Annotated in this window: 11 protein-coding genes; 6 read left to right on the top strand and 5 right to left on the bottom strand. The window is 72.3% G+C overall.

Annotated features, from left to right (window positions below):
• Positions 1-321 precede the first annotated feature (321 nt).
• On the top strand, positions 322-513 hold the full coding sequence (locus MOV08_RS41700) for a hypothetical protein (RefSeq protein ID WP_275311395.1): 192 nt from the start codon (positions 322-324) through the stop codon (positions 511-513).
• A gap of 726 nt (positions 514-1,239) precedes the next feature.
• Here MOV08_RS41700 and MOV08_RS41695 read toward each other — a convergent pair.
• The 5 genes from MOV08_RS41695 to MOV08_RS41675 all read right to left on the bottom strand — a co-directional run bounded on the left by MOV08_RS41695 (position 1,240) and on the right by MOV08_RS41675 (position 7,632).
• Complete coding sequence (locus MOV08_RS41695; RefSeq protein ID WP_476718412.1) at positions 1,240-3,054, bottom strand: transglycosylase domain-containing protein; 1,815 nt, start codon at positions 3,052-3,054, stop codon at positions 1,240-1,242.
• A gap of 260 nt (positions 3,055-3,314) precedes the next feature.
• A complete protein-coding gene (locus tag MOV08_RS41690; protein ID WP_275311393.1) occupies positions 3,315-4,229 on the bottom strand; it encodes an esterase/lipase family protein in 915 nt (304 codons plus the stop codon).
• Between the two features lie 49 nt (positions 4,230-4,278).
• Positions 4,279-5,172, bottom strand: coding sequence for an esterase/lipase family protein (locus MOV08_RS41685; RefSeq protein WP_275311392.1), 894 nt, complete (start codon positions 5,170-5,172; stop codon positions 4,279-4,281).
• A 46-nt stretch (positions 5,173-5,218) separates the two neighbouring features.
• Positions 5,219-6,493, bottom strand: coding sequence for a polysaccharide deacetylase family protein (locus MOV08_RS41680; RefSeq protein ID WP_420834324.1), 1,275 nt, complete (start codon positions 6,491-6,493; stop codon positions 5,219-5,221).
• The gene (locus MOV08_RS41675) at positions 6,493-7,632 is read right to left on the bottom strand and encodes an amidase domain-containing protein (RefSeq protein ID WP_275311390.1); all 1,140 of its coding nucleotides are present in this window, start codon (positions 7,630-7,632) and stop codon (positions 6,493-6,495) included. The genes MOV08_RS41680 and MOV08_RS41675 overlap by 1 nt, the downstream gene beginning before the upstream one ends.
• A 512-nt stretch (positions 7,633-8,144) precedes the next feature.
• Here MOV08_RS41675 and MOV08_RS41670 point away from each other — a divergent pair.
• The 5 genes from MOV08_RS41670 (at position 8,145) to MOV08_RS41650 (ending at position 21,934) form a co-directional block, all read left to right on the top strand.
• Positions 8,145-15,062, top strand: a complete 6,918-nt coding sequence (locus MOV08_RS41670; protein ID WP_275311389.1) for a type I polyketide synthase — start codon at positions 8,145-8,147, stop codon at positions 15,060-15,062.
• Positions 15,063-15,064: 2 nt separating this feature from the next.
• Positions 15,065-19,609, top strand: a complete 4,545-nt coding sequence (locus MOV08_RS41665; RefSeq protein ID WP_275311388.1) for a type I polyketide synthase — start codon at positions 15,065-15,067, stop codon at positions 19,607-19,609.
• Between the two features lie 77 nt (positions 19,610-19,686).
• Entirely contained in the window at positions 19,687-19,944 is a 258-nt protein-coding gene (locus tag MOV08_RS41660; RefSeq protein WP_239010425.1) for an acyl carrier protein, read from the top strand.
• Between the two features lie 3 nt (positions 19,945-19,947).
• Positions 19,948-20,760, top strand: a complete 813-nt coding sequence (locus tag MOV08_RS41655) for an alpha/beta fold hydrolase (protein ID WP_275311387.1) — start codon at positions 19,948-19,950, stop codon at positions 20,758-20,760.
• Between the two features lie 4 nt (positions 20,761-20,764).
• Positions 20,765-21,934 carry a glycosyltransferase gene (locus tag MOV08_RS41650; RefSeq protein WP_275311386.1) on the top strand — a complete coding sequence of 390 codons (1,170 nt, stop codon included), beginning with the start codon at positions 20,765-20,767 and terminating at the stop codon, positions 21,932-21,934.
• Positions 21,935-21,950: the final 16 nt, after the last annotated feature.

Genomic DNA, 21,950 nt, shown 5'->3' with positions numbered 1-21,950 from the left:
AGCCTTCCACACCGCCGACGTCGCAGCGGTATCGCCCCCGCCCAACGGCTATGACAAACCGTCAACAGGGCAAACGTTGCCTGATCCGGCATTAGAGGGTGTCTCACGTGGCGAGTTTCGCGAGCTTCTTGTAGCAGGTCAGGGCGGCGGCCAGGCCGTACGGTAGGCGTTCGCGGCGACCGGTCCCGGCCGGCCCGCGACGCCCCACGACAGCCACCTCGGCATGCCCGACGACGCCTGGAGCCCGCGCGGCGACGCGGTACGCATCCGGCGCACCCTGGGCTCCGGGCCCTCCTGGGCCTACGCCGTCCGCTCGGGGCTGTGCATCGGCATCGCTGCCTCCCTCGTGGCTGGGCCGACACGGCCGTCCTGGCCGTCCTCGGCGCCTGCCTGTCCCTGGGCGTGATCCGCAACTACGCCTGGCAGACCTGTTTCCCGACCACCGCCATCCTGCTGCTCACCGAACGGCTCACCCACGCGGGTGTGCCAGGGCTGGTACCTGCGCGCCTGTAGGAGACCGTCATCGGCTGCGCCGTCGTGCTCGTCTTCGGACATCTGCTCCGGCCCCGGCACCGGGACCTCGAACTGCGCACAGCCACAGCGGACGCGTACGACGCCATCGCCGGCTACCTCCTGCTGCTACCCCGGATCCAGGAGGCCGGCACCACCGAACGCGCCCGACGACGCCGCACCGTGCACACGGCACGGCGATCAGCCACGCCCACGCCGTACTGGACCAGATGCTCGCCGAGCCCCCCGTCCGCCCCCGCACCAGGGCCCTCGCCGCTGTTGTCGCGCACACCGCCCGCACAGCCGATGCCGTCACCGGTCTGGCCGTCCACCTGGACAGCGGCGTCCCGCCACCGGACCCCACGGCAGTCCGGAAGCCCTCGTGGAAGGGCGATCGCCGGTCACCGCTTGGACGAGCGTCAACCGGGCGGGGCGATCGAGATCCATGAAATCGGATCTGTCCAGGCCGACATGCCCCTATAGCGGGGGCATGGCTGTGCGGGCCGGATCCGGTGGAAGACCTCCCGGGCAGCGTAGCGGTTGAGGCACCGGACGATTTCGCGTCGGGTCCTGCCCCCGGTGAGCTGCACGATTCTCCCGGCCAGCAGACACAGGGCCATGCAGGGGGCCTGCAGCACCACCTCTTCACCGTCCTCGTCGTTCTCATTGCCGTCGGCGAGCCGCGCGCAGGTACCGAAAAGTTCTCAATGATGCAGCTTGGCCAGTCTCCTACGCTGCGGTCATATAGCGTTTCCACAGCTCGATCGGCAGCGAACTGCCCACCGTGCCCTTGGGTGTTCCTCCGACGCCGTCCAGCGGGAGTAGCTCCTGCGTCCTTGGGTCGATACGGGCGAGCGAGACCGCGGTCGACAGAGAGTCGCGGTAACCGACGTACCACGCAGACTTGTTGTCCTGCGCGGTGCCGGTCTTGCCGGCCGTGCCGGGCCCGGCGGCCTGTGCCGGCTGCGCCGTGCCCTTACGGACCGCCTCGCGCAGCGCGTCGTCCACGGCCCCCGCCACGTGCGGCGGCAGGGCCTGTTCGGGCTCCGGCCGCTCCACGGGCACGTCGGCGCCGTTGCGCCGGAGTCCGGCGACCGAGTACGGATCGGTGTGCCGGCCCTTGGCGGCGAAAGTGGCATAGGCGTCGGCCATGCGGATGGCGCTGGGCGTGGAGGTGCCGAGCGAGAACGACGGCAGTTTTTCTCCGAGGCTGCTCTCCAGCAGGCCCGCCTGCACGCCCACCTTGCCGACCTGGTCCAGCCCCACGTCCATGCCTAGCTGCATCATGGGGGTGTTGACCGACTGGGCGACGGCGTCCTGGAGTGAGATCCTCCCCCAGGACCTGTCGTCGTCGTTGACCGCTCTGACGATCTTCCCCGAGCGGTCCCAGTAGGGGCCCTCCGGGGTGTGCAGCGAGACCTTGTTGTCGCCGTTGTAGAGCGTCGCCGGGGTCACGGGTGTGCGGGACGTGCCGCGCTCGCATTGCACCCCGTCGCGCAAGGCAGCCGCGTAGACGAAGGGGGTGAAGGCGCTGCCCGCCGGCACGACGGACGAATTGGCGTCGTTGAAGCCTTGTTTGAGGTAGTCCGGCCCGCCGTACAGGGCGACGACGCGTCCGTCGGTGGTCACCGACGCGGCCCCGATGCGCACATCGCGATCGGCCGCGCGCCGGTCCGGGGCCAGACCGTCCCGCGCCTGCTCGACCGCCCGGGTGAGCGCTGCCATCCGCTTCTTCTCGAAGGTGGTGCGGATCTGGTAGCCACCGAGCGCGAATTCCCGCTCGGAGACGTGGGAGTGAGCCAGCAGATAGGCGCGGGCCGTCTCGACGAGGTAGCCGGTCTGGCCGGTCAGCCCGGTGACTTTGGGCGGGGCGATCGGCTCAGGGAAGTGCGTGTACTGCGCGCGCTCCTGCTGGGAGAGCTTGCCGATGGCCACCATCCGGTCCAGGACCCAGCTCCAGCGCTCCACCGCGCGCTTGTGGTTCTCGGCGCCGGCCGCCGGGTCGTAGAGCGCGGCCCCCTTGAGCAGGGACGCCAGGAAAGCGCCCTCGCTCACGTTCAGCTGCGAGACGTCCTTGCCGTAGTAGGCGTGGGCGGCCCGCTGGATGCCGTAGGTACCGCGCCCGTACCAGCTGGTGTTGAGGTACTGCTCAAGGATCTTGTCCTTGCTCATCTTGTTGTCGAGCTTGATCGCGATGATCATCTCAGTGAGCTTGCGTGTGAAGGTCTGTTCCTGGTTGAGGTAGGCGTTCTTCACGTACTGCTGGGTGATGGTCGAACCGCCCTGGGTGTCGCCCCCGGTGACCATCCTGGAGACCGCGCGGACCATGCCGCTGGGAGAGATCCCGCTGTCGGAGTAGAACGTCTCGTTCTCCGCGGCCAGCGTCGCCCAGCGGACCGTTTCGGGCACCTGATCCAGCGGTGTGTCCTGCCGGTCGACCTCGCCGGTGCGGGCCATCTCACTGCCGTCGGCCCAGTAGTAGACGTTGGCCTGCTGAGTGGCGAAGGCGTTGAGGTCGGCGGGTATCCCGGTGCGCAGGTACATGACGGTCAGCAGTCCGGCCATGATGGTGACGGCGGAGCCGAGCAGCCCCAGCGTCTGGCGCCACGACGGTACCCAGCGTCTGAATCCCGTCCGGCTCGGGCGGGGATAGGCGGGGCGGAATCGTGACCCGACGGGCGGGACTTCCCGCGTCCGGGGCTGGAGTTCGTACAGGCGGGGGCGAATGATCACTGGACCGTCCGGCAACAGGGCAGGGGCCCGGCCGCCGTGGGGGGAGCGGCCGGGCCGGTACGGGAGGTGCGTCAGCTGACGGCCGACCTGCAGGTGGTGGGGGTGGCGTGCGCCGGGTCAAGCGCGTTGGCCACCTCGTGGAAGGCGACGCGGTCGATCGTGCCGATCGCGGCGTGCTCGGAGATGTCGAGCTTGCACAGGTCCTGGAGGACGACGTTACGGACGTCCGGGCCCGAGAGCTGCTGCGACTTGTAGGGCGTGGCGATCTCGTCGTACTTGGTCGAGATCACCGTGTACTCCACCCCCGGCACGGTGTCGGGCTTGGAGTTCAGCTTCTTGAGGAACTCCGAACCCACCAGCTGGTCCTCCACCCCGGGCAGGGTGAGGGAGAAGACCTTGCGTGCGCCGGGGACGGTGTCCACGAGGCGGGACATCCCCGAGACGGTGGTGCCGTGGTTGTCGGGGGCGATGCCCACGAGTTTGCCGACCTTGGCGGCGCCGTCCAGGAAGTTGAGGTAGTAGCGCGGCAGCGGGCCGCCGCCCTGGGAGTGGCCGACCAGGTCCACCTTCTCGGCACCGGTCGACTTCCGGACCTTGTCCACGAACGCGGACAGTTGCTGGGCCGACTTCTCGATCGGCCCGAGGCCGTTGAAGAGCGGCACCCCGGCCTTCTGCCCATAGTCCAGCGAGTAGACGCAGTAGCCTCGCTTGACCAGGTACGGAGCCAGCACGAGCCAGTTGTCCCAGGAGTTGCCGAAGGTGCCGTGCATCAGGACGACGGGCTGGGAGTGGGCGGCGGACGGCCTGCAGGACCAGTTGTTCCAGCCGCTGGTGACGGTCTTCTCGGACTTGCCGGTTTTCTCGGACTTGCCGGTCTTCGCGTCGGCCGGGGCAGCGGATGCGGAGGCTGAGCCGAAGGACAGGGCCAGCGCCAGCGCCGAGACGGCACCGGCGAGGACGCGGAGCGTTCTTGTGCGTACGGACATGGAGCTTCCTTACAAGGGGGAGGGAACCGACTTGTGCCGGCCGACGAGGTCAGCTGACGGCGGAGGCGCAGGTGGTGGGGGTCGCGTGCGTCGGGTCGAGCGCGTTCTTCACCTCGTGGAAGGCGATGCGGTCGACCAGGCCCAGCGCAATGTGCTCGGAGACGTCGAGCTTGCACAGGTCCTGGACCACGACGTTGCGCACGTTCGGGCCCGAGAGCTGCTGCGACTTGTAGGGCGTGGCGATCTCGTCGTACTTGGTCGAGATCACCGTGTACGTCACTCCGGGCACGGTGTCCGGCTTGGAGTTCAGCTTCTTCAGGAACTCGGAGCCGACGATCTGGTCCTCCACGCCGGGGACGGCAAGGGACAGCACCTTGCTCACGCCGGGAACCTTGCGCGCGAGGGTGCCCAGCCCGGAGGCGGTCGCGCCGTGGTTGTCCGGAGCCAGGCCGATGAGCTTGTCGACCTTGGCGGCGCCGTTCATGAACTCCAAGTAGTAGCGGGGCAGGGGGCCGCCGCCTTGGGAGTGACCGACGATGTCCACCTTCTTCGTACCCGTGGACTTGAGGACCTTGTCCACGAAATCGGACACCTCTCCTGCCGACTTGACTATCGGCCCCTGGCCGTTGAACCCCGGCATGTAGGGCAACTTGCCGTAGTCGAGGGAGTAGACGCAGTAGCCCTGGGCAGCCAGTTCCGGAGCCAGGAGGAACCAGGTGTCCAGCTGGTTGGCCCAGGTGCCGTGGAGGAGGACGACGGGGTTGGGATGGGCGGCGGACGGCTTGCAGGACCAGTTGTTCCAGCCGCTGGTGACGATCTTCCCGACCTTCGCATCAGCCGGGGCCGGGGCCGCGGACGCGGAGGCGGTGCCTGCCGTCACGGCCAGGGCCAGCGCCGAGGCGGTGCAGGCGAGGGCGCGGAACGATCTCTTGTGCGGGGGCATGGGGGTACCTCACAGGGTGGTGGGGGGTTGGGCAGGGGGAGGGGAGTTACTTGACCAGGGACTTCCAGTCCGGGGACTGTGCCGGGTCCAACTCGCGCATCTTCGACAGGACCTGGGGGTCCTGGACGTCCAGCCAGTCGGTGAGCTGCTTGAAGGTCACGCAGCGCACGCCGTCGCGTTTGCACACCGACTTCACGACGTCCTCGACGGCCTTCAGATAGATGCCGCCGTTCCAGTCCTCGAAGTGGTTGCCGATGAACAGCGGCGCGCGGCTGCCGTGGTAGACGCGTTCGAAACCGTTGAGATAGCTGTCCCTGGTCAGCTTGCGCCACTGCTCGTACTTGGCCGGATCGCCCTGGGTGCTGTCGCCGGACTGGTTGTAGAGGAAGTTGAAGTCCATGGAGAGGACCTGCCGCTCGGTCCCGGGGTAAGGGACGAGTTGCAGCGGGAAGTTCCAGATGCCGTCGTTCTTGGACGGCCAGATCTGGAAGTCGCCCGGCGAACTGGCGTCATAGCGCCAGCCGAAGGACTTGGCGGCCTTCAGCAGGTTCTTCTGGCCCTCCAGGCAGGGAGCCCGGCCGCCGGCCAGCTCCTTCCGGTAGTCGAAGGGCAGTGGGGGAAGGTCCTTGTATCCGGTATTGGTCTTCCAGTTCTCGACGAAGGAGTAGGACTGCTCGATCTCGCTCTTCCACTCGGCGACGCTCCAGTCGCCGCCTCCCTTGGCGCCGCAGAAGTGCCCGTTGAAGTGCGTGCCGATCTCATTGCCCTCCAGCCAGGCGCCGCGCAGCTGTTCCAGGGTGTCCCTGATGTGCTGGTCGGTGGCGTACGAGATCGCCATTTCGCCGCGTTTGTGCTGCGGTGGTCGGTATTTCGACGCCATTGACTTGGGCAGCAGATAGGTCCCGGTGAGGAAGAACGTCATCTGCGCGTTGTTCTCCTTGGCGACCTCACGGAAGTGCGAGAACTGCTCTTCGTCGCCCTGGAGGGCGCCGTCCCAGGAGAACACCACGAACTGTGGTGGCTTCTCGCCCGGTTTGAGCTTCACCGGCTTGGGCTGGTGCGGCTGCGGGCCGGTGGAGGACGTCGAACCGTCGCCCAGGATCCGTACCTTTCCGCCCCGCTTCTCCTGCGGGTTCACCGTCTTCGCCCCGGACGGGGCGGGGGTCGGTGAAACGGACGGAGGGGCGGACGAGGGACGGGCGGAGGGAGGGAACGCGGTCCTCTTCCCGGCCCCGTCCTCACCGGATCCGCAGCCCGACAGCAGCCCGAGCATGAGGGTGGTCCCGGTCACCAGGACCACCACGCCGCCCGCCGTACGCATCAGGTGCGGTACGCGTACCACTTGGTGAACGGCAGCATCACCGAGAGGCTCAGCATCGACCGCCGGTAGGTGTCGAAGGAGTGGTACGTCAGATAGGGGGTGCCGAGAGCGTCGCGGTAGGTCACCAGCATCGTGTGGTCCTTGGACCCGTCACGGTCGAAGTCCGCCTGGAGGACGTCCCCGACCTCCATCTGGTAGGCGTACTTCAGCGGCTTCACCCGATGCGAGTTCTGCGCGAACCAGGACCACTCGTTGACGCCGGTCCAGGAATCCGACTGGGTGTCGGACCCGTACCACCACTTCGTGTAGTCACCGGCCTTGCCGGGGGCGTGCTTCCAACCGCCCGCCTTCAACGCCTGGCTGACGAAGTTCGTGCAGTCCCCGCCGGTCCCCAGGGGGTACGACCGGTAGGCCGGGTTGTAGTTCTTCCAGTACTTCTCGGCGTAGTCGGCCATCGCCTTGTAGTCGAGGCCGGTCTTCGTGTCCTTCGGCAGCCGCTTGGGGAACGGCCAGACACTCGCCTCGGGTGCGTTCGGCATGTCGCCCGCGCCCGCTGCGGCCTTCACCTCGGGCGCCGTGGGTGCGGGTGCGTTGATCTGCGGCATCTCGTCCAGAGCCTTGATGCCGGTCAGCTCCCACGCCCCGTTGCCGGCGGCGGCGAAGCTCAGCTCGTGGTGGGCCTGGAAGCCGGTGGTGCCCGGCTCGTCACCCCGGATCTTCTGGTAGGTCAGCTGCGTGGTCTCGGTCACCCGCACCGTGGCTTTCTTGCCGTCGACGCCGGTCCGGTCCACCGCGACCCGGGTGTCGCCGGCGGAGTACGCCTCACCCAGGGCCTTGAGCTTCTTCTTACGCTGGTGCAGCGAGGCCACCACGGACTTCTCCGAACGCGCCATCGCGGAGGAAAGGCGCACCTTCTTCGTGGGCGGCGGGGTGGTGTGCCCCTGCGCCTTCCCGTCGACGATCGCCGCCGTACGGCCGGTGAGCACGACACCCGCGATACGGCCGAAGGATTGGGCCGTCGCCCTGTCCATGCCCCCGGGCCGGGCCGCAGCCCCCGCGGTGGACGTCGGCACCAGCGCGGCCGACACCGCCAGGGAGGCGACCATCCCGGCAGCAGATCTGAGCGTCAGTGATTTCACAGGACTCCTTTCTCCATCCGGCCCTTTTCGAGCCGGACAGCAGGAATCCTCGCACAAAGATCCGGAATAACAACCCCGGATTCGGAGGAATTTCCGAACGGAATTCAACTCTGATCTGACAGGAAGTCAACTACCAATGTTTCCAGCAGAGTTGAGCCACTCGTCGCGGCTGGTACGGACTAATTCTGCGGTAATTCCGCACCTGTTGCGGGCCTACCGCAATCTCCTTGCGGGTTTCCCGCAACCAATACTGACCCGATCGCGGATGTGATGTACGCCATTCACGGGACAGCGCTGAACGGACTATTCCATTCGCATTCCGTCGTGCAATGATCCAGCCAGGCCCACCGGGGAAGTTGGGCCGCTTTCTCTTCGTGGCGACTGCTGACCGTCGCACACCTCTCGACTCATCTCACCGGCACCGATCGCGGCGTCCCTCCGGCCCTGGGACGCCCGGCGCTCCCGCGCGTTCCCGGTGCTCCCGAACGACCCTCTTGCCTCCCGGAGTGCCCGTGTCCACAGAAATAATCCTGGGCGTCAGCCCGTTCGGCGAACCCGATCCACGTCTGGTAGCGGCGGTCTGCCGGGCCGGCGGTCTGGGCGTGCTCGATCTCGGAAGGGGCCGCCGCCGCGCGGCCCGCGCGGCCCTCCGACTGGTGCGGCAATGGGTGCCGGGCCCCTTCGGAGTGCGCGTCGGGGCGGGATGCGCACTCGGGCCGGAGGACCTGGCGGCCGACGGGGGCGTGCACACCGTGTTGCTCGACGCGGACGCCGGGTTGACCCCGGGCGACCTCGCTGCCGGCCGGCATCGCGTCCTGGCCGAGGTCACCGGCTACGAGGAGGCCCTCGCGGCCGCGCGCGCTGGGGCGCACGGTCTCGTCGCCCGGGGGAACGAGGCCGCCGGACGGGTCGGCGAGCTGAGCACCTTCGTCCTCCTCCAGCAGCTGGTGGCGGACCCGGAGCTCGGCCTGCCCGTCTGGGCCTGCGGGGGCATCGGGCCGCACACCGCCGCGGCCGCCGTCGTCGGCGGTGCGGCAGGGGTCGTCCTGGACACCCAGCTGGCGCTGCTCGACGAATCCGGCGTCCCGGAGGAGGCGGCGACTGCCGTCCGGGCCATGGACGGCTCGGAGACCGTGGTGGCCGCCGGCCACCGGGTGCTGCGCCGCCGGGGACCGGACGCACCGCCCCTGCCGGACGAGCCCGGCGAAGTCGCCCGGCTGCTGGGCGCGGACGATCCCCGGACCCGGCTGCTCCCTGTGGGCCAGGACGGATTCCTGGCTTCCTCGTTCGCGCGGCGCTGGGGCGATGTGGGCACGGCCGTCCGCGGTGTCACCGCCGCCATCCGGGAGGCCGTGCGCGACGACGCCGCCGCGGACGCGCTGCTCCGCAGATCCCCGATGAGCCGCGCGCTGGGCACTGCGCTGCCCATCGCCCAGGGGCCCATGACCAGGGTCAGCGACCGAGCCGGGTTCGCCGCCACCGTCGCCGGCCACGGCGGGCTGCCGTTCCTCGCGCTGGCCCTCGCCGGGCCGGTGGAGACCCGGACCCTGCTGGAGCAGACCCGCGACGAACTGGGCGGACGCCCCTGGGGCGTGGGCATCCTCGGCTTCGCACCAGCGCAGGTCAAGACGGCGCAGCTGGAGCTCGTCCGGAAGATCAGGCCCTCCTGCGCCGTCATCGCGGGCGGTCGGCCCGCGCAGGCGGCCGAGCTGGAGGCAGCAGGCGTCGACGCCTTCCTGCATGTGCCCTCGCCCGGGCTGCTCCGGCAGTTCCTGGACGCGGGCGCGCGCAAGTTCGTCTTCGAGGGCTCGGAGTGCGGCGGCCACGTCGGACCGCGGAGCAGCTTCGCACTGTGGGAGGCACAGGCCGAGGTACTGGAGGAGTTCCTGGACACGGTCGAGGGCGCGGACCCCGCGGAGCTGCGGGTGTTCTTCGCCGGCGGCGTGCACGACAAACGGTCGGCCGCGATGGTGGCCGCGCTCGCCGCGCCGCTGACCGCCCGCGGAGTGGCCGTCGGACTGCTCATGGGCACCGCGTACCTGTTCACCGAGGAGGCGGTGGACCGGGGTGCCGTGCGGCCGTCCTTCCAGCGGCAGGTCCTGGCGGCACGGCGGACCGAACTGCTGGAGACCGCACCCGGGCATGTCACGCGCTGCGTGAGCAGCCCGTTCACCGACGAATTCCGCGGCGCCAAGGAGGAGTTGCGGGAGCGGGGCGTCCCGGAGCGGCAGGCATGGGAGCGGCTGGAACAGCTCAACGTCGGGCGGCTGAGGATCGCCAGCAAGGGCGTGGAGCGGACCGGTGAGTCGCTCACGGAGGTGGACGAGTCCCGGCAGCTGACCGAGGGCATGTTCATGGCCGGCCAGGTGGCCGTGCTGCGGTCCGCGGCCACCACCGTCCCCGAACTGCACGCCGCCGTCAGCGCGGAGGCCGCCGGCTTCTTCGCCGCGCGTGCCCGGCGGCTGCGCGAGGGGTTCCCTCAGGACGCCCCGGAGCGCGTCCCGGACCCGCTCGACATCGCCGTGGTCGGCATGGCCTGCATGTTCCCCGGCGCGCCGGACCTGGCCGCCTACTGGGCGAACGTGGTCGCGGGCATCGACGCGGTCGGCGAGGTGCCACCGGAGCGCTGGGACCCGGAGCTGCACTACGCGCCCGATGCAGACGGCGCCCGCACGGCGTCGAAGTGGGGCGGCTTCCTGCCGGACATCCCCTTCGACCCGCTGCGCTACGGCATCCCGCCGTCCTCGCTCGGCAGCATCGAGCCGGTGCAGCTGCTCGCGCTGGAGGCCGCGCGGCAGGCGCTGCACGACGCCGGCTACGAGGAGCGCCCCTTCGACCGCTCCAGGGCCTCGGTCGTGTTCGGGGCCGAGGCGGGCAGCGACCTGTCGAACGCCACCACCGTGCGCACGGTGCTCCCCGCCTACGCGGGGGAACTGCCCCCCGGGCTGGACGAGCAACTCCCGCGGCTGACCGAGGACTCGTTCCCGGGCATGCTGGCCAACGTCATCGCCGGGCGGATCGCCAACCGGCTCGACCTCGGCGGCGCGAACTTCACCGTGGACGCGGCCTGCGCCTCCTCGCTGGCCGCGGTGGACGTGGCGTGCAAGGAACTGTCCGCCGGCACCAGCGACCTCGTCCTGTGCGGAGGCGCGGACCTGCACAACGGGATCAACGACTATGTGCTGTTCTCCTCGGTGCACGCGCTGTCGCCGACCGGCCGCTCCCGCACCTTCGACAGCGCGGCGGACGGTATCGCGCTCGGCGAGGGCGTCGCCTGCATCGTCCTCAAGCGGCTGACGGACGCGGAGCGGGACGGCGACCGCGTCTACGCGGTCGTCAAGGGCGTCGGAAGTTCGAGCGACGGCAGGTCCCTGGGACTGACGGCACCCCGCCCGGAGGGCCAGCGGGCGGCGCTGGAACGGGCCTACCGCCACGCCGGAATCTCCCCGGCCGAGGTCGGCCTGCTGGAGGCGCACGGCACCGGGACGGTGGTCGGCGACCGTACCGAACTCACCACGCTCACCGAGGTGTTCACCGAGGCCGGGGCGGCGCCGGGCGGATGCGCGCTCGGCTCGGTGAAGTCCCAGATCGGGCACACCAAGTGCGCGGCCGGACTGGCCGGCCTGATCAAGACGGCCCTGGCCCTGCACACCGGGGTCAGGCCGCCCACGGCGCAGCTGACCCGGCCCAACCCGGCCTGGGAGGCGGAGAGCAGCCCGTTCGCCTTCCACACCGTCGCCCGCCCGTGGGCGGCCGCGCCCGGTGAGCGGGTCGCCGGGGTCAGCGCGTTCGGCTTCGGCGGCACCAATTTCCACGTGGTGCTGCGCGGGCACGAGGCTGGACCGCCGCCCCGGCACGGGCTCGACGCCTGGCCGGCGGAGCTGTTCGTCTTCCACGGCGCCGACCGGGCGGAGGCCACCCGGGAGATCGGCCGACTGCTGGAGCTGATCGCGGAGAACGACCGGCAGGGCCGTTCCTGGCGGCTGCGCGACCTGGCGCTGAGCGCCGCCCGGCGCGCCGACGCGTCCAGGAAGCCGGCCTGGGCGGCGGTCGTGGCCCGTGACCTGGACGAGTTGCCCGGGCTGCTGGGGCGGGCCTGGGAGGGCGAGCACGATCCCCGGACGGGGGTCTACGGTGCAGGGCCGGACGGACCGGATAGGTCGGACGGCTCGGACGGCGAGTTGGCGTTCCTCTTCCCCGGCCAGGGGAGCCAACGGCCGGACATGCTGGCCGAGTTGTTCATCGCCTTCCCGGAGGTCCAGCGGTATCTGCGGGCCGGCGGCGCGTGGGCGGACGTCATCTTCCCGCCGACCGCCTTCGACCCCGCTACCGAGGAGGCACGGCGGGCCCGGGTCACCGACACCAGGACCGCCCAGCCCGCGCTGGGCGTCATGGGGCTGACCGTGTCCGAGCTGCTGGGCCGGGCCGGCGTCAGGCCCGCGACGGTGGCCGGGCACAGCTACGGCGAACTGGTCGCGCTGTGCGCGGCCGGGGCGTTCGACGCGGAGACGCTGCTGGAGCTAAGCGCGGCGCGCGCGGAGGCGATCCTGGCCGCCGCCGGCGCGGAGCCGGGGACCATGGCCGCCGTGGCGGCCGGACACCAGGACGTCGCCGAGGAGCTGCGGGCGGCCGGGCTGGCCGGACGGGTGGTGGTCGCGAACCACAACGCACCGCGGCAGACCGTGATTTCCGGTCCCGTCGAGGAGGTCGGGGCGGCGGTGCGCCGCCTGCGCGAGCGGGGCGTGGGCGCCAAGACCGTGCCGGTGGCATGCGCCTTCCACAGTCCCCTGGTGGCTCCGGCCGGTGAGCGGTTCGCCGAGGTTCTCGCCACCCGGCACGTGACCGTACCGGAGATACCGGTGTGGGCGAACCGGACGGCCGCCGTCCATCCCGGTCATCCGGACGGGATACGGGCCGAGTTGGCGGCCCAGATCGGTTCCCCCGTGCGCTTCGCGCAGCAGATCGAGCAGATGTACGAGGCCGGCGTCCGGATCTTCGTGGAGGCCGGGCCGGGTTCGGTGCTGACGGGCCTGGTGGGCCGGATCCTCGGCGACCGTCCGCACACCGCGGCGGGGTGCGAGGGGCCCGAAGGCCCCGGACTGCGCGGCTTCCTGGGCCTGCTCGCCCGGCTCGCCGTCGCCGGCGTCCCCGTCCGTACCGGCTGGACACACCGCGGGCGCGACAGCGTCGAAGCCGTCCCGGGAACCTGCCCCGCGGCACCCGGCTGGACCGTCAACGGGCAGCTGACACGCACCCGGGACGGCGGCCTGCTGCCCGGCTCGCTCGCACCCGCCCGACGCATACCGATGGAGGAGATGACAGTGATCCGGGCCCAGGACGGTGACACGGCGGACGACCGTGACCGGATGGTCCATGAATTCCTGCGCACCAGCCGGGAGTTGGTTGCGGCGCAGCGCGACGTGCTGCTGACGTATCTCGGCGGGGCGGCGGATGTGCCGCCGGTCGCACCGACGCCGGTGCCGACTGTGCTCCCACCAGGCGCGCTCCGGCCGGGTGTGCTCCCGCCGGCCGCGGCGGAGCCCGCTCCCGTTGCCGGTCCCGTGATGTCCCCGGCGGCGGCACCCACGGCACCGGCGAACGTGCTGGCGACCGTCCTGGACATCATCAGCGAACGCACCGGCTATCCCCTTGACATGATCGAGCCCGGTCTCGACCTGGAGGCCGACCTGAGCATCGACTCGATCAAACGGGTCGAGATCGTCGGCGAGCTGGCCGCACGCCTGGGCTTCGGCGCCGGCGGGACGGAGCTGCCCCGGCTCGACGACGCGGAGCTGGAAGCGGTCTCCAAGGCCCGCACGGCGTCCGGTATCGCCGGGCTGCTGGAGGAGCGGCTGCCCGGCGGAGGAACGACTCCCGCGCAGCGGATCCCCGCCCCTGCGGAGGATCCCGGTCCGGTCGTCACCGGCGAGGCGCCCGGCAGGCTGGTGCTGCGCAGCCTCCGTCTCCCGTCCCCCGACGGGGACTTCGCGGTGCTGGAGGGGACACGGTTCGCCCTGCTGGGCGGGGCTGGACCGGTGCCGGACGCGCTGGCCGCGCTGCTGGGCGCCCGCGGCGCGGAGGCGGTCGCCCTGCCGTCGGACCACGTGCTCACGGACGCGGACGGCCCGCTGGACGGGGTGTTCCACCTGGAGGCGCTGTCGCAGGACGGCGGCGGGCCGCTGCTGCCCGAGTCCTTCCCGGTGTTCCAGGCCGCGCTGCGGTGCGGGCCGCGCTGGCTGCTCGCGGCCGCGCCCGCCGCCGACGCGGAAGTCCACGCCGGGACCGGCGGACGGGCGGACGGGCTGCGGGGCATGTTCCGGACCGTCGCGCGGGAGTACCCGGACACCCTCGCCCGGTTCGTCGAGCTGGCCCCGCAGCTGACGGCCGCCGAGATGGCAGCCGCGCTGGTGGGCGAGTTGACGGCCGAGGAGCCGGCCCCGGTGGTGCTGCGGTCGCCGGACGGCGTCCGGTCCGGTCTCGAAACCGCGGCCGCCGGCCTCGGCGCCCTGGGCGACCGCGGCGCGGGCCCGGCCGGGGACGGTACGGCCGAGGCGGCCGCCATCGGCCTGCACCGGGACTCGGTGGTGCTGCTGATCGGCGGGGCCCGGGGCATCTCCGCCCGGGTCGCCGCGACGCTGGCGGCGGCCTCCCGCTGCCGGATCGAACTGGCCGGCCGGACCGACCTGCCGGACGCCCCCGAGGGCGCGGCCACCCGGCAGGCGCCGGACCGGGCCGCGCTGCGGGCCGCCCTGGCCGACGGCGTCCTCTCGAAACAGGGGGAACGCTCCCCGGCCGGGATCGAACGGGAGGTCTCGGAGATCCTGGCCCGGCGGGAGGTCCGCCGCACCCTCGGCACGCTGCGGGACCTGGGCAGCCCGGTGCGCTACCACACGGTGGACGTCCGGGACCCCGAGGCGGTGCGCCGCCTGGTGGCGGACGTCCACGCCGAACACGGCCGGCTGGACGGCGTGGTGTATGCGGCCGGGATCATCGAGGACCGGGTCCTGGCCGAGAAGGACCCCGACTCCTTCCGCCGGGTCTACACCACCAAGGTCGACGGCGCGCGCACCCTGCTGGCGGCGCTGGACGAGCTGCCGCGAACTCCCCGGTTCGTCGTGTTCTTCGGCAGCGTCGCGGCCGTTCTCGGCAACCGCGGCCAGGCGGACTACGCGGCCGCCAACGACGCCCTGCAGTCCCTCGGTGGCCGGTGGGCGGAGAAGTCCAAATCCCGCACGCTGACGGTGCACTGGGGGCCCTGGGCGCCGGACGGGGAGCACGCGGGCATGGTGACCCCCGAGCTCGCCCGGGAGTACGCGCGGCGCGGCGTCGGACTCATCGACCCCGAGGAGGGGGCGCTGTGCCTGCTGCGCGAGCTCGCCTGGGGCGAGGAATCGGCCGACGCCGTGGTCTACACCGCAACGGGCTGGTGAGAATGAGCACGCATCACACGCCGTCCGGCCGGCCCGCCGTCGCCATCGTCGGCATGGCGGTCCTCTTCCCCGGCGCGCCGGACCTCGCGACGTACTGGCGCAATCTGACGGCCGGAACCGACGCGATCGCCGAGGTCCCGTCCGGGCGCTGGGACCCCTCCTTCTACGACCCGGCGGCCGCCGGCGGCCGCTCGGACCGGGTGTACTGCCGTCGCGGCGGATTCGTCGACGAGCTGGCCGAGGTGGAGGCGACCCGGTTCGGGATCATGCCCAACTCGGTGCCCGGCACCGAGCCGGAACAGCTCATCGCGCTGCACGTGGCCGCCGAGGCCATCTCCGACGCGGGCGGCGAGGCACGGCTGCCGGACCGGGACCGGATCGGGGTGATTCTGGGCCGGGGCGGCTATCTGTCCCCCGGGATGGCGCGGGGCACCCAGTCCGTCCAGACGTCCAACCAACTGGTGTGCACCCTCGCGGAGTTGCTGCCCGAACTGGACGCCGCCCTGCTGGAGCGGGTCCGGCGGGCGTACACGCGGCAGCTGGGACCGGACGAGCCCGAGCAGGCGATCAACCTGGTGCCCAACCTGACCGCCTCCCGGGTGGCCAACCGGCTCGACCTGCGCGGCCCGGCGTACACGGTGGACGCCGCCTGCGCGTCCTCGCTGGTCGCGGTCGACCAGGCGGTCGGCGAACTGGCCTCGGGCCGCTGCGATCTGGTGCTGGCGGGCGGGGTCCACCACTGTCACGACATCACACTGTGGTCCCTGTTCTCCCGGCTGCGCGCGATGTCGCCGAGCCAGCGGATCCGCCCGTTCCACCGGGACGCGGACGGCCTGTTGATCGGCGAGGGCACCGGCGTGGTGGCCCTCAAGCGCCTCTCCGACGCGCTGCGCGACGGCGACCGCGTCTACGCCGTCGTCCGCGGCACCGGCGTGGCCAGCGACGGCCGCAGCGGCAGCCTCGTCAACCCCGACCCCTCGGGCCAGGTGAAGGCGGTACGGGCGGCCTGGCGCGAGGCGGGGCTGGATCCCGCCGCACCGGGGTCGGTCGGGCTGCTGGAGGCGCACGGGACCGCCACCCCCTCGGGGGACGCGGCCGAACTGGCCACCCTGGCCGAGGTGTTCGGCCCGTCCGACGGCAAGGACCGGCCCGTGCTCGGGTCGGTGAAGTCGATGATCGGGCACACCATGCCGGCCGCCGGCGTGGCCGGTCTCGTCAAGGCCGCGCTCGCGGTGCACCACGGCGTACTGCCGCCGACCCTCCACTGCGAGGAGCCGCACCCGGCCCTGGCCCGTACCCGCTTCCGGACGATCGCCGCGGCGCGGGACTGGGAGACCGGCGACGGGCGGACCCGGCGGGCGGGCGTCAACGCCTTCGGCTTCGGCGGCATCAACGCCCATGTGGTGATCGAAGCGGTCCCCAGTCCGGAATGCCGCCCGGACCGTCCGGCGGTGGAGGTCCGCGAACCGGAACAGGTGCTGCGGCTGGCCGCCGACACCTCGGAGGAGCTCGCCGCGCTGCTGGACGCCGAGGACGCCGCCGTCCGCGCACGACGGCCCTCCCACGACGGGCGCGCCCGGCTGGGCGTCGTCGCCCCGGACGCCAAGCGCCTCGCCCTGGCTCGGAAAGCGGTGGCCAAGGGCGCTCCCTGGCGCGGGCGCGGCGATGTGTGGTTCTCCCCGGAGCCGCTGCTCGGCGGCTCTGCGGGCGGGCGGCTGGCCTTCGTCTTCCCCGGTCTGGAGGCCGAGTTCAGACCCCGGATCGGCGACGTCGTCGAACGGTTCGGCCTCGCGGCGCTGCTGCCCACGGGGTTCGGCGGGTCCGGGGCCGATGTGGCGGACGTCGGACGGCACGGGGCCTCGGTCATCGCCGTGGGGCGGGTGCTGGATGCCGCGCTGCGCCGGATGGACATCGTGCCCGACGCCGTCGCGGGCCACAGCATCGGCGAGTGGACGGCCATGGCCACCGCCGGGCTGTACGCCGGGGACGCGGTCGACGAGTTCACCCGCTCCTTCGACCCGGACCAGGTGCGGGTGGCCGGGCTGTCCTTCGCCGCGCTGGGCGCACCGGCCGAGCAGGTCACCGCCGTGCTCGCCGACCGTCCCGATGTGGTGCTGTCGCACGACAACGCTCCGGAGCAGTCGATGGTCTGCGGCCCGCCCGGCCAAGTGAAGGACCTGGTAAGGCACTTCCGGCAACGCGGCGTCATCGGGCAGGTCCTGCCGTTCCGCTCGGGCTTCCACACCCCGATGCTGGCCCCCTACCTCGGCCAGATCCGGCACTACGCGGGCCTGTTCGAGCTGCGCCGGCCGACCGTGCCCGTCTGGTCGGCGACCACCGCCGCGGAGTACCCGGGCACCGAGGACCAGGTACGGGAGCTCTTCGTGCGCCACCTGCTGGAGCCCGTCCGCTTCCGCCCGCTGATCGAGGCCATGTACACGGCCGGCTTCCGGGTCTTCGTCCAGGCCGGTACGGGCCAGGTGGGCTCGCTCGTCGAGAACATCCTGCGCGGACTCCCCCACCTCGTGGTGTCGGCCAACTCCCCGCACCGGGGTGGGATGGCGCAGCTGCTCCGGGTCGCCACGGCGCTGTGGACGGTCGGCGGCGACCCGTCCACCGGGGTCTCGGTGGACGGTGGCGGCCACGCCGGCCGGATGCCGCCCGCGCGGCTGGACCTGGGCGGGAAGCTGGTGTCCCTGGACCGGGAGACGGTGGCCGCGGTGCGCTCGGCGCTCGCCGCCCGGCAGGGAACGGACTCCGGCGCGGTGCCGCCCGTCCCGGACGGATCACCGCTGGACGCCGAGCTTCGGGCCCTGCTGAAGGACACCGCCGAGGTGGCCGTCGCGGTGTCCCGCGCCGCGGCGGCGTCCACGGTCCGCACCCTGCTGCGGGTGTCCACGGACACCATGCCGTACCTGCGCGACCACTGCTTCTTCGCACAGCGCCCCGGCTGGCCCGACGAGGCCGACCGGTGGCCGGTCGTCCCGGCCACGACCGTGGTGCACCACATGATGGAGCACGCCGAACGGGCCCGGCCCGGGGCGACCGCGGTGGCGGTGCACGAGGTGCGGCTGAACCGCTGGGTGGCCGCGGCCCCCGCCGTCGACGTGCCCGTGACCGTCGAGACGTGCGGGACCGGCCGGGCCGGTGTGACGTTCGGCGCGTACGCGCACGGCGAGGTGGAACTCGCGGACCGGTACCCCGGCGGCGCGCCCCGGCCCTGGCGGTGGGCCCCCGAGGAGGAACGGGCCCCCGGGATCACGGCCGGGCAACTGTACCGGGACCGCTGGATGTTCCACGGCCCGGCGTTCCAGGGCGTCACCGAGCTGACGGCGGTCGGCGACGCGCATGTGCGCGGCGTGCTCACCGCGCCGTCCGCGCCGGGCGCCCTGCTCGACAGCGTGGGGCAGCTGCTCGGCTACTGGATCCTCACCACCCTGACCGAGCGGACCCTGGTGTTCCCCGTCCGCGTGCGGCACATCCGGTTCTTCGGCCCGCACCCGTCGCCCGGCACCCGGGTCGAGTGCCTCATCAGGATCGTCTCGGTCACCGACGCCACGGTGGGGGCGGACGTGCAGCTGCTCATGGACGGCCATGTCTGGGCGGAGATCGGCGGCTGGCAGGACCACCGGTTCGACAGCCGCACGGACACCAAGGCGCAGGAACGGTTCCCCGAGCAGCACGCCCTCTCCGCGGTGCAACCGGGCGGCTGGATGCTCCTGTTCGACGGGTGCCACGACCTCGCGTCCCGCGACCTCGTGATGCGGCGGCACCTGGGCACCGCCGAGCGCGAGGACCATGAGCGGCGCCCGCCGTCCGGCCGCCGCCAGTGGCTGCTCGGCCGCATCGCGGCCAAGGACGCGGTCCGCCGGTGGCTGTGGGAGCACGGCGAAGGGCCGGTCTTCCCCGCCGAGATCCGGGTGGACAACGACGCGTCCGGCCGACCGCGGGTGACCGGTGTGCACGGCCGGGTCCTGCCCGCCCTCGACGTCTCGCTGGCGCACCGGGCCGAGGCCGCGGTCGCACTGGTCCGGCCGCGCGGCACGGACGGGCTCCCTGCGCCGGTCGGCATCGACGTCGAGGAAGTCGCCCACCGGCCCCCGGGGACCCTGGCCACCGCCCTCGGCCCCGCCGAACGCGAGCTCCTCGTCGCGCTGTGCTTCCGGACCGGTGAACCGCAGCCGCTGTGGTTCACCCGGTTCTGGGCGGCGAAGGAGGCGGTGTCCAAGGCCGAGGGCACCGGGCTGCGGGGACGGCCGAAGGACTTCGCCGTGACCGAGGCACGGGCGGACGCCCTGGTGGTGGCCGTGAGTGGCCGCCGGTACCCGGTGCGCTGCCGCACCGTCACCAACCCGCAGGGCCTGCCGGAGAGGGAGTACGTGGTCGCGTGGACCACGGGTCCGGCCCCCGGGGACGCCCGGCCGGAAGACGAACGACAGGAGAGTCGGCAGTACTGCGTTTCCCCGGGGGACAACCCCCGGACCCCCGGCCGGAACCACAGGTCCGCGGAGTGCGCTGGACCGGCAACGCGAGGAGCATCCAAGTGAACAGCAGTCAGGCGGCGCCGACCGCCGCGACCCCCAAGGCCGTGTTCGAGGAGGCTGTGTTCGAGGAGGTGGGCGGCATGCTCCACGCCGTCCTCGGCGAGTACGGGGGCGTGGTGGACGCCGGGATCACCATGGACACCCGGTTCCACGACGACCTGGACCTGGAGAGCATCGACCTGGTCACCCTCGGCGGCCACCTCCAGGCGCGCTACGGGGAGCTGGTGAACTTCGCCGAGTACCTGGCCGGGCTCGGGCTGGAGGAGATCATCGACCTGACGGTCGGACAGCTCGTCGAGCACATCACCGGCTGCCTGCGGGCCGCCGAGGAGCGGTGACCCATGGCCATGATCGACGCCAACGGCCTTGCGGTACACGTGGAACGGATGCCCGCGCGGACGACGACCGGCACGGCCCCGCCGCCCACCGTGGTGCTCATCCACGGGATGCTCATCGACAGCCTCATCAGCTACTACTTCACCCTGGCGCCCAGGTTCGCCGCCGCCGGGATCGACGTGATCATGTACGACCTGCGGGGGCAGGGCCTCAGCGAACGGCCGTCGGCCGGCTACCGGTTGGAGGACCACCTCGACGACCTGGAGGCCCTGCTCGACCGGCTGGACCCGGTGGGCCCCGTGCACCTGGTGGGCAACTCCTACGGCGGCACCATCGCGTTCGGCCACGCGGCGCGGCATCGCGGCCGGGTGGCCAGCGTCTCGATGATCGAGTCGGAGCCGGCCACCGGCGCCTGGTCCCGCAAGATGGCGGACAACCTCGCGCGCGGGGCGGAGGAGCTCGCCCGCGACGGCCTCTTCGAGGAACTCGTCGAGAAGCACGGCAAGCACGTGACCAAGCGCATCCGGTCGGCCGCCCGGCTGCTGCACTCCACCACCACGGTGCGGGACGTCCCCGCCAGCCAGGTGCTCGACGAGGACGCCGTCCGCGCGGTGGACTGCCCGGTGCTGGCCCTCTACGGGGCCGAGTCCGAACTCGCCGCACAGGCGGACTGGTTCCGGTCACTGCTGCCGCGATGCCGCACCGTCGTGGTGCCGGACCAGGAGCACTGGGTCCTGGTCGGCGCCACGGAGCTGACCGGTGACCTGATCCTCGGGTGGATCCGCGCGCACACGCCCTGCCGGCAGCCGGGGACGTGATCCGGTGAGCCGCTTCCTCTTCGTGGTGCCGCCCCTGGCCGGGCACGTCAACCCCACGGTCGGCGTCGCCGCCGCGCTGGTCCGGCGCGGGCATCAGGTGGCCTGGGCCGGTCTGCCGGAGGTCGTGGGACCGCTGGTGGGCCACGGCGCGACCGTGTTCCGGTGTTCTTCCCCGGACCTGGCCGACCCCGCCCTGCTGCGGCCGCCCTCGCTCCGCGGCCCGGCGGCGCTGAAGTTCCTGTGGGAGCGGTTCCTCGGGCCGCTCGCCGAGCACATGGCGCCCGGAGTGCGGGCGGCCATTGGCGAGTTCCGGCCGGACGTCCTGGTGGCCGATCAGCAGGCCGTCGCCGGCGGCCTCGTGGCCGAGCGGCTGGGGCTGGTGTGGGCCACCTCGGCGACCACCACGGCGGGCTTCACCTCGCTGTCCGGCCTGCCGAAGGTCGACTCCTGGATCGCCGGGCTGATCGGTGAGCTGCGGCGGCGGATCGGCGACCCTTCGAACACCGCGGACCCCCGACTGTCCGACCGGCTGGTGCTGGCCTTCAGCACCGAGGCCCTGGCCGGGCCGGTCCCGTCCGCCGGCGAACAGGTCCGGTTCGTCGGCCCGTCGCTCGCCGCCCGGCCGACCGCGGACGACTTCCCCTGGCACCGGCTCGTCCCCCGGACGCCCACCGTGCTGATCACCCTCGGCACGGCCAACGCCGAGGCGGCGCCCCGCTTCCTCACCGCGTGTGCCGAGGCGGTGCGTGGACGGCCGGACCGGGCGCAGGCGGTGATCGTCGACCCGACGGGCACGGTGCCGGAGTTCGCCGACCGGGTGCTGGTCCGGCCACGCGTTCCTCAACTGGCCCTGCTGGAACGGTGCGACGCGGTGATCTGCCACGGCGGGCACAACACCGTGTGCGAGGCGCTGTGGTACGGCCTCCCTCTGGTCGTCGCACCCATCCGGGACGACCAGCCCGCCGTCGCCGCCCAGGTGACGGACGCCGGGGCGGGCGTACGGGTCCGGTTCAACCGGGTGACTGCCGAAACCCTGGGCGCGGCGCTGGACACCGTCCTCAGCGAGCCCGACTGCCGGGAGGCGGCCGGGAGGGTGCGCGCGTCGTTCCGCGCCGCGGGGGGCGCCACGGCCGCGGCCGTGCACCTCGAAGCCCTGGCGGCGGGGGCGAAGTGACCCGCCGGCCCTGCCG

Origin of the sequence: Streptomyces yunnanensis (assembly GCF_029011865.1) — a bacterium.
GTDB classification, from domain to species: domain Bacteria; phylum Actinomycetota; class Actinomycetes; order Streptomycetales; family Streptomycetaceae; genus Streptomyces; species Streptomyces yunnanensis.
Note: the sequence above shows the minus strand (reverse complement) of the source record. Positions and strands in the feature narration are given on the sequence as shown.